Below are 13,930 nucleotides of genomic sequence, written 5' to 3'. Positions count from 1 at the left end.
ATGACGCGTTTACTTCGCAATATGAGTATCCATATGGCCGTCGTGGCGGCCCTGGTCTGTTTTGCAACGCTTATTATAGTGACGACCGGTATCGGTTTTATATCGGACCGCAATGCACAAGAGAATCTAGAGACTTATAGCCGGATTAGTAGTGACCAGCTTAATGAGATTAATCGCGCTGATTCGCTGCTCAACCAAGCCATGCTGGCCATGGAGGTCGCCTCGAATTATCTGATGATGGGCCAGACACGCGAAGCTGACGCGCAGTTGGCGATTGCCGCTGACCGTATCGAGCGTTCTGAAGCACGTTTTGAGAACTTTGTTGCGACTCCCCGTACACCGCAAGGCGAGGCGTACGGGCGTGAGTTAATCGAAAACTTCCGTGCCGTTATAGCGCTGGTAAAGCAGCAGCACGAAAGCTTTGCTCAGAAGGATATCAACGCCTACAGCGATTTGCGTGAAGCGCTCGTCGAGCCGTTAGCGAGCCTTGCCGACAGCACAACGGCGTTCGTTCAATATGGGTTTCAGCGGGTTGATACGATCGGCGAGAATGCCAAAGCCCAAGGCAACGTCTTTAAGCTCGTCAGCGCCATCGCGGTGGGGGTAGCACTACTCATTACGCTGATTATTTATATTGGGTTAAGGCGCACGGTCATTACGCCATTGAACGATGCGGTTAGGCGTTTGGATAAAATTGCTGAAGCAGACTTGACCCAGCCGGTACCTAGCGCAGGCAATAATGAGATCGGCCGGCTGTTTGCGGCCATGGCCGCCATGCAGCAAAACCTGACGGCGATCGTGACGCGGGTTCGCGAGGGCAGTGCTGAAATTCACTACGGTACGCGGGAAATCGCCAGCGGCAACGCCGATCTTTCCTCACGCACAGAGCAGCAGGCGGCAGCCATTGAAGAAACCGCGGCCAGCATGGAAGAAATGACGGCCACGGTGAAGCAAAACGCCGATAACTCTCGCCAAGCCAGCACGCTGGCCGCGGATGCCTCGTCAACGGCTGAGCATGGTGGTCAGGTAGTGGACCAGGTAGTTCAAACAATGCACGGCATATCGAGCAGTTCGAAAAAAGTGGCTGATATTACCAGCGTGATCGACTCGATTGCTTTTCAAACCAATATCCTTGCCTTGAACGCGTCCGTAGAAGCGGCACGTGCCGGTGAGCAGGGGCGTGGATTTGCGGTGGTTGCCGGTGAAGTTCGCAACCTTGCTAGCCGCAGTGCTGATGCTGCCAAAGAAATCAGAACGCTAATTGACGCCTCCGTGAACCAGATTAAGCAGGGCTCGACATTAGTCGAGCAGGCAGGTTCTACCATGGCCGATGTGGTAACCGCCGTGCGCCGGGTCACCGATATCATGGATGAGATATCGGCAGCCTCCCAGGAACAAAGCGATGGCATTGAGCAGGTCAGTCACGCGGTCGGCCAAATGGATCAGGTAACGCAGCAAAATGCTGCGCTGGTGCAAGAGGCTTCAGCCGCCGCTGCATCGCTTGAAGAGCAGGCCAATCACTTGGAAGAGGCGGTTGCCGTCTTCAAGCTGCTGGGATCGCAAGCCCCTAAGCGCACGTCGTTACCGGCGCAAGCTACCTCAACCCTTTCTCGCCCTGCGCAAAAAATCGTACCGGCTGTTCCAGCGACACGTCCAGTATCCAGCCATAGCGATCATGCAGAGTGGGAAGCTTTTTAACCCTGACTAAGTAACTCGTCATCTGATGACGTGTATTGATAAGAGGATGAATAATGGCCGATAAAAACATGAGTTTTCTGGTGATCGACGACTTTCCTACGATGCGTCGGATTGTACGTAGCCTGCTTAAAGAGCTGGGCTTTACCAACGTTGATGAAGCCGAAGATGGCCAAGACGCGCTAAATAAACTGCGCGCAGGCAATTTTGAATTTGTCGTTTCCGACTGGAACATGCCTAACCTGGACGGTCTGGAAATGCTCAAGGAGATCCGTCAGGATGAAGCCTTGAAACATTTGCCGGTGTTGATGGTGACGGCAGAAGCCAAGAAAGAAAATATTATTGCGGCCGCACAGGCGGGTGCCAACGGCTATGTCGTCAAGCCGTTTACCGCCGCTACCCTCGAAGAAAAGCTGAATAAAATCTTCGACAAAATGGGTAAATAAAGCGATTGGGCCGAAGGGCCTGGTTCGCGAGGAGACAATGTAATGAGTCAGAATGAGCAGATCGGCTCTGCCCAGCTGTCCGAGGAAGGCGCTGAAGAATTAATTCATCGCATCGGTAAGCTGACCCGCATGTTGCGCGATAATATGCGCGAACTGGGTTTGGATAAAGAGATCGAAAAAGCAGCTGAAGCCATTCCAGACGCCCGCGATCGGTTGCACTATGTTGCCACCATGACCGAGCAGGCGGCTGATCGTGCGTTAAACGCCATTGATCGCGCGCAGCCGCTTCAGGACGAGCTTGCCGAGCGAGCTGAAGTACTTGATAAGCAATGGGCCGACTGGTTTGAGGCACCCAAAGAGCTAGCGGATGCCAAGACGCTCGTAAAGGAAACACGCACCTACCTAAGCGATGTGCCGACAATTACGGCCGCCACGAACAAAGAGCTTCTCGAAATCATGATGGCCCAGGACTTTCAGGACCTGACCGGCCAGGTGATCAAGAAGATGATGGACGTGATCCGTGAGATCGAACATCAACTGGTACAAGTGCTGATCGACAACGTGCCCGGTGCGCAGGCCCGCGAGTCGATGCAACGTAAAGCGGAAGATCAGTGGAAGAGCGAGTCTGCACGACGTAAAGAAGAGCTGTTGAACGGCCCGCAAATCAAGGAAAATGCGCCTGATATCGTGACAGACCAGGATCAAGTGGACGACTTATTGGACGAATTGGGCTTTTAATGCGGTGTTATTAGGGCATTGTAAAAAGCCGTATCTGGCAAAATAGGCGTTTTGTTCAGCCGTCCCCTGGGGCGGCTGAATTTATGGTGAGCCGCGCACGACGAGCCGGATGGCAGCATGGCAGATAACGATAGCGATCAGGAAAAGACCGAAGAGGCTACGCCCAGGCGGATGGAAAAGGCGCGCGAAGAGGGGCAGGTGCCTCGTTCTCGCGAGCTAACCACGTTTTTGCTTTTGCTAGGCGGCGTCATTGGCTTATGGAGCATGGGAATGATGCTCTATGACCAATTAGGCATGGTTATGGAGCAGGCATTGCTCTTTGACCGCCGGCAAGCCATGGAAGAGATGCCGATGCTGGTCAATGCGCTGGACCTGGGGCAGCGCACGCTGTTTACCATGATACCGCTATTTTTACTGCTCACCGTGATTGCGTTGGTTGCGCCTGCCCTGCTAGGCGGCTGGCTGGTTTCAGCGAAGTCCATGCAGCCCAAGCTTTCCAAATTGAATCCTGTTGCAGGGGTTAAGCGCATCTTCTCAACCCAGGCGCTTATTGAGCTGGCCAAAGCGATAGCCAAATCAGTACTGATCGGCAGTGTGGTTTCGGCTTTTTTATACTTCAATATCGGCAAGTTTTTAGCATTGATGGACCAGCCTGTGCAGCAGGCGTTGGCCAGCGCGCTTAATATGGCGGCCCAAGCCGCCGGACTGATGGTGCTGTCGCTGATCGTGGTGATTCTGATGGATGTTCCTTTTCAGCTGTGGAGCAACGCCAAAAAACTCCGCATGAGCAAGGAAGAGGTGAAGCGCGAGCATAAGGAGTCAGAAGGCGACCCTCATGTGAAAGGGCGCATTCGTCAGCAGCAGCAGGCGATGGCGCGGGGCAGGATGATGAGCAAAGTTCCTGAAGCCGATGTGATTATTACCAACCCCACTCATTATGCCGTTGCCTTGAGGTATCAGGAGGGCAGCATGGGTGCGCCGCGATTAGTCGCCAAAGGGGCGGATGCCGTTGCCGCAAAAATACGTGAGCTGGGTGCCGAGGCTGGCGTCCCTCGCCTTGAGGCTGCGCCGTTGGCGCGAGCCCTTTACCACCACGTGGATTTAGAGGCAGAAGTGCCGGCTGAACTATATACCGCGGTGGCCGAAGTGATGGCCTGGGCGTACCGCCTGAAGCATGTTGCACAACAAGGAGGCGAGGTGCCCCCAACCCCCGATAACCTGCCGGTACCCCCGGAAATGCAAACCCCCGGTGGTCGTGCCGGTGGCAATGAGGCGCAGTCATGAAAGGTTTGAACCAGCTGGTCACCCACCGCGATTGGATGGGCGATGTACGCATGAAGCTGCTCGCCGGGCCGCTGCTGATTCTAATGATTTTGGGCATGATGATCCTGCCCTTGCCGCCGTTTGCGCTGGATCTACTGTTCACCTTTAACATTGCCCTAGCCATCATGGTGCTGCTGGTCAGCATGTTTGCACAAAAGCCTCTGGATTTTGCCGCCTTCCCGGCGGTTTTGCTGTTTACCACGCTATTGCGCCTGTCGCTTAACGTCGCCTCAACCCGCGTTGTCCTGATGGAAGGGCACGCGGGCGGTGCGTCGGCTGGTAAGGTCATTGAAGCGTTTGGTACTTTTTTGGTGGGCGGCAATTTTGCCGTAGGTCTGGTGGTCTTCTTAATCTTGGTGATTATTAACTTCATGGTAATCACCAAAGGCGCCGGGCGGATCGCCGAAGTGGGCGCACGCTTTATGCTTGATGCCATGCCCGGTAAGCAGATGGCCATCGACGCTGATTTAAATGCGGGACTGATTGGCGAAGACGATGCCAAAAAGCGGCGTGCCGAAGTTGCTCAGGAAGCCGATTTTTATGGCTCGATGGACGGTGCGAGCAAGTTTGTCCGCGGCGATGCCATGGCTGGTCTTGTGATCATGGTGGTAAATATTATCGGTGGTCTGCTGATCGGCATGCTGCAGCATGATATGAGTTTTGCAGACGCCGGGCGTACTTATACGCTGTTAACCATTGGTGATGGGCTTGTTGCGCAGATCCCGGCGCTGGTTATTTCAACGGCCGCCGGTGTGACGGTATCCCGCGTTAATACCGACCAGGACGTTGGTCAGCAGATGATCAGCCAGCTGTTTGTGAACCCTCAGGTCATGATCCTGGCCGCGATGGTCATGGGGCTATTAGGCTTAGTGCCGGGTATGCCCAATCTGGTCTTTTTGATCTTTACGGCGCTACTAAGCGGTTTAGCCTGGTTCTTGATTCGTAACAAGCAGAAAGCCCAGGTGCAGGAAGAAATTATCGCGGAGCCGCCTGCCCTGCAGGAGACCCCGGAAGCCAGTTGGGAAGATGTTCAACTGGTCGATACCTTGGGCCTGGAAGTAGGGCACCGCTTGATCCCGCTGGTAGATGCCCGCCAGAAAGGTGAGCTGTTAGGGCGTATTAAAAGCGTGCGTAAAAAGTTTGCCCAGGAAGTCGGCTTTCTGCCCCCTGTTGTGCATATTCGCGATAACCTGGAGCTTCCGCCCAATACCTATGTGCTCTCCATGAAAGGCGCCGAAATTGGCCGCGCTGAAGCGCAGCCAGGCAAATGGTTAGCGATCGACCCAGGCCAAGTGTCTGGAGAGCTGCAGGGAACGGCTACCCAAGATCCGGCCTTTGGCCTGCCGGCGGTATGGATAGACACTAACCAGCGTGAGCACGCTCAGGTTTATGGTTACACCGTGGTGGATGCAAGCACCGTGATTGCCACCCATTTAAACCATCTTTTGCACCGTCACTCACCTGAAATGCTGGGTCGCCAAGAGGTGCAGAAGCTGCTCGATAAACTAGGCGATGATCAGAAGTCACTGGTAGAAGAGGTCGTGCCCAAAGCGATTTCGCTCACCATCTTGCAGCGTATTTTGCAAAATCTGCTGGAAGAGGATGTCTCTATCCGTGATATGCGCACTATTTTGGATACCCTGGCCGAGTTTGCCGGACAGCAACAAGACCCCAACGAGCTTACCGCGCTTGTACGTATCGGATTAGGTCGCGCCATTACACAGCAATGGTTTGCCGGGCAGGAAACTCTCAATGTGATGGGACTTGATGCCCAGCTTGAGCAGGTGCTAATGCAAGCAATGAATGGAAATGGGGCAATGGAGCCGGGCCTTGCTGAAACCTTAATGACACAGGCGCAGCAAGCACTGGAGCGTCATGAGGGCAGTGGCGACGCGCCGGTGCTGGTCGTTCAGCACTCCCTGCGCGGCGTGCTATCGCGCTTTTTGCGTCGCCGCTTGCGTCACCTTGTCGTCATGTCTCAAGCTGAGATCCCCGATGACCGTACGTTGCGCGTGACCACGATAGTGGGGGGGCGCTAAGCATGACAGGCAGTAACCAGCGCATCGGTTTCTTGTACATACATAAGGTAAGGCATGAGCGTTAAGCGTTTTATTGGAGCAAACAGTCGTGATGTCATGCGCCAGGTACGTGAAACACTTGGCGATGATGCTCTTATTCTGGCCAACCGGCGAACCGACGATGGCATTGAAATTTTGGCAATGGCCGACGATGTCGTCGAGCCTGTTGAGACCACCGCTGCGCCGGTTGTTAGCCCGCTAGCACCGCTTGTCGAGGCGCAGGATCCACTTCAGGCCATGAGCGAGCGACTGCTGCGCGAAATGCAGGATATGCGCGCCCTGATAACCAGCCAGCAGGCGACCCGCCCCGTTGAGCCTTTACAGGCAGTGGGTACACAAGAGCGGCTATATCAGCTGCTGGACCGCGTGGGATTTAGCGCCGAGCTTAGCGATGAAGTACTCAAAGGCCTGCCTGAGTCACTGCAAGCACTTGACTCTAATAGTGATCAGCCGCTGATCTGGCTTCGTCAGCAACTGACCAGCAGGCTCAGTGTGCTGGATGAGGAAGCCAGCTTTTTCGACCAAACCGGTATTGTTGCCCTGGTCGGGCCTACCGGGGTGGGCAAAACCACGACCACGGCTAAGCTTGCCGCACGCTTTGTGATGCGTCATGGCACACGCCCTGTGGCTTTGGTGACCACTGATAGTTTCCGTATTGGCGCCCATGAACAGTTAAGAATCTACGCTCGCCTGTTGGATACGCCCATGTATGCGCTAGATGCTGAGCAACCGGTTGATGATCTGCTGGGGCGTCTGCAGGGCAAGCAGTGGGTCATGATCGATACCGTCGGCATGAGCCAGCGTGATCAGCGCGTAATAGAGCAGATCGCCCATTTGCAAGGAGGCCAGTCTACCGTTCGTCTGGTGCTTCTGCTGAACGCGGCCAGCCAGCCAGAAACCCTTGAAGAGGTCGTGTTGCGTTATCGCCAGGCTGCGCGTGCGGCGGGGGCTGAGCTTAATGACTGCATTATCACCAAACAGGACGAAGCCGGCCGGCTGGCACCGGTATTAGATATCGTCATACGCCATGGGATGCGCGTGCTGTTCAGCTCGAATGGCCAGCAGGTGCCTGAAGATATGAGCGTGGCGCTGCCTGAGTCGCTGATTGATCAGGCTCTGGCAACGCAGGTGCCTATGAGCGCGCGCACGGCACGGCCAGCCGCTGTCAGTATGCCTCGCTGGTCGCGGGATGTGCTTGGCCAAGGTCGGCGGCTGTCATCGCTGCTCACGCGCTTGCGTCAGCGTATGTCGGGTTTCAACGCTCTTGAAGCCGTGTGGGATATTGGCGCGCTACCGGGGGAGTTACAAGATGCCCAGCTTGCCCGGCAGCTTACCCAGCCTTTACCTGCGAAAGGAGTGGTCTGGGCTGCACGGCGCAATGAACGTGGCTGCGATTGGGCCATGCCGGATATCGGCTTTAATGAGCAGAATGCCTGGCTTGCCTTGCCCTGGCTCCAGCACCGCCAGCCGGCGGGTTGGCAGGCGCGCCTGGAGACTTTAAAGGAAGCGGCTGGGGCGAGCACGCACATCTTGCCCGTCTTACCCGTACCGGAAACCGTGTGCTGGTTAAATGAGCAGCAACTGACCTGGATCAGCCTGGTTAGCTCGGCACAGCGGGTATACTTTCACGGCGAGCGCTATGCGCTGCGCTTACTGTTTAATGAAAGCACGCTCAGCCATCATGTTGGTGTGCGCTTTCGCGGCCAGTACATGCAGCTATGGACCGCCTATGCAGAAGTACACAATGAGGCTGGCAACGTATTGCTGGCATGGTATGGCGAGATCCGTGACCCCGAAAGCGCCAAGGTGGTTACCCGGCGTTACTGGCTCACGCCAGCCCACTTAGGTAGCGAGATCTTATCGCTGCTGCTGATACAGCTACAGGGGGAAGGGCTTGCGGCGCTCACGAAGCGGGCTTGGCAGCAGTTGAAAGAGGCCGATAGCGGAGATCTGAACCCCGAAGTGCGCTTATTAATGGCCAGCGGCATGGCAGCGGTGGTCGGTCACCTAGATAGCGCTGAGGATGACGCGGCTTCGACCTTGCGCACCGACCTGTTGAGTTTGCTGGGCGCGCGCCGCAAACGGCGCGATACGGCCATGTTGGACGCGTTGGTATATGCCTTTATGGCACGTGACGCTATTCGCCAACTGGGCGGTATTAGCCAAGAGGTGAGCATATGAGCCAGGATCAGGCGGCGGGTTTACGCCAATGGGCAGATACCCAGCGCTTGAAACAGACGCAAGCGACCTCTGATGCTCTCTTAGAGACAGAGACAGAGACAGAGACAGAGACAGAGACAGAGACAGAGACAGAGACAGAGACAGAGACAGAGACAGAGACAGAGACAGAGACAGAGACAGAGACAGAGACAGAGACAGAGACAGAGACAGACGCGGGAAAGACCAGCGAGACTCATACGCAAAGCGTCCTCACGCCTTCGCACACAATGTTAGAGCCGCCTGAAGGTCCGCTGGTTAGGCCTAAAAAAACCTTATTTATTGTTGGTTTACCTGGCCGTGGGGCACCGTCGGCCAATCAGGTAAAGAGCCGCCTGGCGCAGTGGGCTGCCCTGGGACGCCACTGGGCGGGCGATCCTGATGACTGGGCTATTTGCGTGGTCAAGGCCGATGCGTCCGAACTGGCTCAGTTAAGCGCTAAGCACGCGCGCTGGGCACTATGGGTTAACAGTGAGGCTGATGCGTTTGCACAAATGTACCGCGCCTTACGCCTGGCACGTGAAAATGGTGGGCCGCGCCGCTTGTTGGCACTCCACGAGCCGTATTTGCCGCGCCAAGGGCTACTAAGTAACTTGCGCGAAGCCGCTGCGCATTATTTGGCGACCGATTTGTTATTGCTGGCACGCTGAAAGCGACATGCAGGCGCTTCTATGTAAGGCTTATGCCAAGCCGTCGATCTGAGGGAATGCTAAGTATGCTAAGCGGATGGTTAAAGGTAGTCTGTGTGGTAAGTGGCCTCTTGGGTATTATCGGCACGGCTGGGGCTGCGGGCAGTTGGAGTGCGTCGGTGCCCAGCGTGATGGTGGCAATGAGTGATCGTGAAAGCCGCAGTCAGCCAATAGTGCCACCCAATGGGGCACTTGCGCATGACGGTGTTCTTGACCGTATACACTGGCGGCTTGACGCGCCTCCAGGGGTACCCATTAATGCTTGGCTATGTCATCCAGAGCAGTGCGTTGCGCTGAGTGGCGGGCGCGGTACCATTACCCAACTGGCGGGCAGGCAAGCGGATGTTCCACTGCAGTTCCGCTTTGCCTTAATGCCAGGTCAGCGCCCTGTCCGCGTGCAAGGGCTGAATGTAATCGTGAACTACCAGTAAAAGTTGTATAGCCGCGAGGCAATAAGATGTACACAGCAAAAGGCAGAATCAAACAAGGTGAGCTGTTAGCGCAGTATATGCCACTGGTAAGACGTCACGCCTTAACGCTGCAGGTCAGGTTGCCCGCAAGCATTGAACTTGACGATCTTATCCAGGCAGGCACGGTAGGGCTTTTAGAAGCGCTAGGTCGTTTTGACGCCGCTCAAGGAGCCAGTTTTGCGACCTTTGCAAGCCAACGTATCCGTGGTGCGATGGTGGATGAGCTGCGCACTCGGGACTGGATGCCGCGCAGCGTAAGGAGGGCTGCTCGCGCAATGGATGACACGGTACGCCGGCTGGAGCAGCAATTGGGGCGCCCACCGGAAGAAAAAGAAATTGCGCTTGAACTTGATATGCCGCTCGATGAATATCAGCAGCTGCTTAACGACACCAATAGCGGCCAGTTACTGCCGTTTGAGGAACTTGTCGCTGATGGCGGCGAGCCAGCAAGCTTCGATGTCAGCAATTTACCGTTTGAAAAGCTGCTTGATGAGCAGCAGCGGCAAACGTTAATCGCCGCCATTGAGGCGCTCCCTGAGCGGGAAAAACTGCTGATGGCGCTTTATTACCAAGAAGAGCTGAATCTTAAAGAAGTGGGAGCCGTGCTCGGAGTGACGGAGTCACGTGTGTCGCAGCTGCATAGCCAGGCGATAAGCCGACTGCGGGCCCGCTTACACGATTCTGCTTGAACCGCTTCTATCTACACCATAACCGGCAAGGAACCGTTGATGAACCCGTCTACGCTGATAGGTATATTCGCCAGTATGCTACTGCTGGTGAGCGTTCTGTTTTTTACTGCAGAGTCTCCGGAAAGCTTTATCAACCTGCCCGGTTTAGCGATCGTGGTGACCGGCACGTTGGCAGCCACGTTTATCAGCTACCCGCTAAAGGAAGTGTTGCGTGTGGTGCGTCTGGTGGGCCTCGTCTTTCGGCGTGAAAACACCTATGCACGTGACGATATCAATGAACTGGTTGCTATGTCCCGGCTATGGTTTAAAGGCGATGTAAGGGCGGTGGAAAAAGAGCTGGTGCATACACGTAACCCATTTTTACGTACCGGCATTCAACTGGTGATTGCCAATACTAAAGAAGACGAAATTTTCGATATGCTGCGTTGGCGTATCGCCCGTTTAAAAGCCCGCGAGCATGCGGAAGCGCAAATTTTTCGCACCATGGCGACCTATGCGCCAGCGTTTGGCATGATCGGTACGCTCGTTGGGCTGGTGAATATGCTCGAAGTCATGGATGCAGGCGACCTGGATGTGATTGGCCCACGCATGGCGGTAGCGCTGCTAACGACGTTTTACGGTATTTTGCTGGCCAACCTGGTATTCAAGCCGATAGCTGTCAAGCTTGAACGGCGTACGGAAGAGCGTCTGATCACCATGAACATGGTATTGGAAGGCATTTCCCTGATTACTAAACGGCGCCTGCCTTCATTTATTGAAGAGACGCTGAATTCGTTTATTGCTAATTATAATGATGAAATTCGTGATGCCAGCATAAAGCCGCGACCGGATCCCTCAAGCGCGGCGGCGAAGGGCTAACACGATGCTGGATCGCGATACTCGTCATGCATTGGAAATGCCGGCAGGGCAGAGCGAAAGCGATGAGAGTTGGCTTACCAGCTACTTAGATGTACTGACCCTGCTGATTACGTTATTTGTACTGCTGCTGGCTCTGTCACCTCCGGGTGGCAGTGAGGCGGATGAGGGCGGAGGCATAGGCGCAAGCGTGGCTGAAGCGCTACCGCTAGCCACGCTTGCGACCGGAATCTACCCGCGGCATAGCGGTTTACAGCCACAGATGGTGGCCCTGGATATCCCAGGCGTTAGCGTATCGCAAGGCCAGGGCGGCGTTACGCTGCGCATTGATGACAACCTTTTGTTTCCCAGTGGTGAGGCAGTACTAACCGCTCAGGGACAAGATGTGATAGAAAGCGTTATAGAAGCGTTGGCAACCTTTGACGGCCAAATATCAGTTGAGGGGCACACTGACAACATTCCTATTGCGACTCCCCGATTCCCCTCCAACTGGGAGCTGTCTGCTGGACGCGCAATTGCTGTGATGCGTCATCTAGAGCGTCAGGGGGTGGCTATTTCTCGTATGCGGGCCGTTGGTTATGCTGACACCCAACCCATGGAGAGTAACGCAACGCCTGATGGACGAGCCGCTAACCGGCGCGTTGAACTATTGTTGCGTCATCAGTCAGAGGGGTAAATCAATTTACTGAAGGTCGGGTTTGTGTCTAAGCATCACCCTTTACTGCAGTCATTTGGTGCCTTACTGGTGCTTGATGCCGATAGTCGGCATATTCAAGCCACCAGCACTAACCTTGAAGCGCTGGTCGGTTTAAGCGCCTCTTCGCAGAAGATAACGCTAAATCAACTGTTGGGTAAGCGTATGGCTCAACGGGCTCGGCGTGAGCTACAGGGTCAGCAGCGGCTAGCGGCACCGCTAGTATTCAACCATGGATCGGATAAGCAGGCCCGTCTGCAGCTGCGTGCTTACCGAAGCGGTGAACACGTCATCATGGAGATTGAGCCGCTTGTCATTGTGGGGCAGCGACGCCTGCTAGGGGCGATCAATGAGCAATTTATTAAGCTCACAGAAGCGGCCAATCAAGACGAGTTGCTCACCTATTTGGTGAATGAAGTCCGCCAGCTAACGGGTTTCGAACGCGTGACTGTCTGTCATTTTGACCCTGACTGGCATGGCCATATTGTGGCCGAGGCTAAAGATACCCAGCTGCCGGCTTTAGTGGGGCAACGGATGGCGGCAAGTGACGTTCCACCAACGCTTCGACGTGCCTATGCACGCCATCCTGTACGCTTTATTGAAGATGCCAACGCGTCATTTGAACAACTTGTGCCTAACGACTTTCCGATCAATTTAGACGCGAGCGTACTTCGTGCGCCAGCCCCAGAGCGGCAGTGCTATATGGAGTCGCTAGGTGTGCGTTCCATGCTGTGCGTGGCTATGCAGCGTGACACAGGCCTTTGGGGACTGCTTTCCTGCTTTTCGACTACGCCGCATCCGGTACCGGCCTCGGTTCGGGATGCGGTACATATCTTGGTACAAATGGTGACCGAGCGGCTGGCACTGCTGCGCGCTCGTCAGGAAGCGCGCTATCTAAAGCGTGTCCAGGACAGCCTGATGCCTGCTACCAGCCCGCACCAAGAACCACAAAGCCCGCAGCAACTGCTGTTTAATCATGCTGATACGTGGATGACGATGTTCCGTGCCCACGGCATTGCGCTGTGGATTGCAGGGGCCGTCTATCAGGTTGGAAAGACGCCCACACCTGAGGCGATTAGCCAATTTGTGATTCGTTTAGGCAATGCCCATACGCATAGCGGGCCATGGTGTACTCGCCGCATCGCTAAAGAGCCGCTCACCAGTTCGCTTGCCATGCCAGAGCAGTCTGGGGTGCTTGCCGTACCGCTACCTATGAATCCGGCACAGCGCGCATGGCTATGCTTCTTTCGGCCCGAGCAGGTTGAGGCGCTCTACTGGTCCATGCAGCCGACCAGCCAAGTCACGCCGTCAATATGCAATTCGCCGCCAGCTGCCTGGTATGAGGAAATTATCGGTAGCAGTGACGCGTGGCAGCGCGTTGAACGCTTAGCGGCCGTGAAACTAGGCGAAGACTTAACACTTGCCATTTCGAGTTACGAAATCGGCATGTTGAATATGCATCTTGAAAATGAGCGCAAGGCGCTGGCAGCTGCCAATCAGCGCCTTGAGCAGCTTGCCCACTTTGATCCATTAACTCAGGTATGGAACCGCTACCGCATAGAGCAAGCGATCGATACAGAGCTTGTCGCGGCGAAACGCTATGGAGCAGGTTTCGCGCTACTGCTATTCGATGTCGATCACTTTAAAACGATCAATGATACCCACGGGCATAGCCTGGGAGACGACGTTTTAGTGGCCCTGGCACGGCTGGTGGAAAGCTCGCTGCGTGGCTGCGACTATTTTGGTCGTTGGGGTGGGGAAGAATTTGTAGTGCTCGCCACTCACTCTGATCTTCAGGCTGCGCTAGGTTTAGCCGAGCGTTTACGCACACTGCTCACAACGCTGCATGTCGAAGGGCTTAAGCAATTGGTCACTGTGAGTATCGGTATTGCTGTTTGGCAGTCTGGGGATAGCTGTAAAACGTTAATCGCCCGCGCCGATCAGGCTATGTATCGTGCAAAACGCGAAGGCCGAGATCGGGTTGAAATAGCCGACGGTGAAATCGCCTAACATGTTAAAAACACGCTGTTTTGGCT

Annotated in this window: 12 protein-coding genes; all 12 read left to right on the top strand. The window is 55.2% G+C overall.

The genetic code is table 11. The features are described 5' to 3' along the window. The 12 genes from ACT3R7_RS12760 (at position 1) to ACT3R7_RS12705 (ending at position 13,904) form a co-directional block, all read left to right on the top strand. Positions 1 to 1,698 (top strand): methyl-accepting chemotaxis protein, encoded by a 1,698-nt coding sequence (locus ACT3R7_RS12760; protein WP_193091483.1) that lies wholly within the window; start codon positions 1 to 3, stop codon positions 1,696 to 1,698. A gap of 53 nt (positions 1,699 to 1,751) precedes the next feature. After that, positions 1,752 to 2,141, top strand: coding sequence for a chemotaxis response regulator CheY (gene cheY, locus ACT3R7_RS12755; RefSeq protein WP_018917783.1), 390 nt, complete (start codon positions 1,752 to 1,754; stop codon positions 2,139 to 2,141). A gap of 42 nt (positions 2,142 to 2,183) precedes the next feature. Beyond that, complete coding sequence (gene cheZ / locus ACT3R7_RS12750) at positions 2,184 to 2,879, top strand: protein phosphatase CheZ (protein ID WP_192536452.1); 696 nt, start codon at positions 2,184 to 2,186, stop codon at positions 2,877 to 2,879. A 117-nt stretch (positions 2,880 to 2,996) separates the two neighbouring features. Continuing rightward, positions 2,997 to 4,163, top strand: coding sequence for a flagellar biosynthesis protein FlhB (gene flhB / locus ACT3R7_RS12745; protein ID WP_192536453.1), 1,167 nt, complete (start codon positions 2,997 to 2,999; stop codon positions 4,161 to 4,163). Beyond that, complete coding sequence (gene flhA / locus ACT3R7_RS12740) at positions 4,160 to 6,241, top strand: flagellar biosynthesis protein FlhA (protein ID WP_496199231.1); 2,082 nt, start codon at positions 4,160 to 4,162, stop codon at positions 6,239 to 6,241. The genes flhB and flhA overlap by 4 nt, the downstream gene beginning before the upstream one ends. A 54-nt stretch (positions 6,242 to 6,295) precedes the next feature. After that, a complete protein-coding gene (gene flhF, locus ACT3R7_RS12735; RefSeq protein WP_193091484.1) occupies positions 6,296 to 8,461 on the top strand; it encodes a flagellar biosynthesis GTPase FlhF in 2,166 nt (721 codons plus the stop codon). Then, a complete protein-coding gene (locus ACT3R7_RS12730) occupies positions 8,458 to 9,147 on the top strand; it encodes a hypothetical protein (RefSeq protein ID WP_496199230.1) in 690 nt (229 codons plus the stop codon). Before flhF ends, ACT3R7_RS12730 begins: the two co-directional genes overlap by 4 nt. Positions 9,148 to 9,212: 65 nt before the next feature. Next, a complete protein-coding gene (locus ACT3R7_RS12725; RefSeq protein ID WP_192536457.1) occupies positions 9,213 to 9,617 on the top strand; it encodes a flagellar protein FlhE in 405 nt (134 codons plus the stop codon). Positions 9,618 to 9,643: 26 nt separating this feature from the next. Further along, positions 9,644 to 10,345, top strand: a complete 702-nt coding sequence (locus tag ACT3R7_RS12720) for an RNA polymerase sigma factor FliA (protein ID WP_192536458.1) — start codon at positions 9,644 to 9,646, stop codon at positions 10,343 to 10,345. A gap of 39 nt (positions 10,346 to 10,384) precedes the next feature. Beyond that, positions 10,385 to 11,203, top strand: a complete 819-nt coding sequence (locus ACT3R7_RS12715) for a motility protein A (RefSeq protein WP_192536459.1) — start codon at positions 10,385 to 10,387, stop codon at positions 11,201 to 11,203. A 4-nt stretch (positions 11,204 to 11,207) separates the two neighbouring features. Beyond that, positions 11,208 to 11,876 carry an OmpA/MotB family protein gene (locus ACT3R7_RS12710; protein WP_192536460.1) on the top strand — a complete coding sequence of 223 codons (669 nt, stop codon included), beginning with the start codon at positions 11,208 to 11,210 and terminating at the stop codon, positions 11,874 to 11,876. A gap of 24 nt (positions 11,877 to 11,900) precedes the next feature. After that, complete coding sequence (locus ACT3R7_RS12705; RefSeq protein WP_193091486.1) at positions 11,901 to 13,904, top strand: sensor domain-containing diguanylate cyclase; 2,004 nt, start codon at positions 11,901 to 11,903, stop codon at positions 13,902 to 13,904. Positions 13,905 to 13,930 lie beyond the last annotated feature (26 nt).

It is taken from the genome of Halomonas sp. AOP43-A1-21 (assembly GCF_052376775.1).
GTDB classification, from domain to species: Bacteria; Pseudomonadota; Gammaproteobacteria; order Pseudomonadales; family Halomonadaceae; genus Vreelandella; species Vreelandella colorata.
Note: the sequence above shows the minus strand (reverse complement) of the source record. Positions and strands in the feature narration are given on the sequence as shown.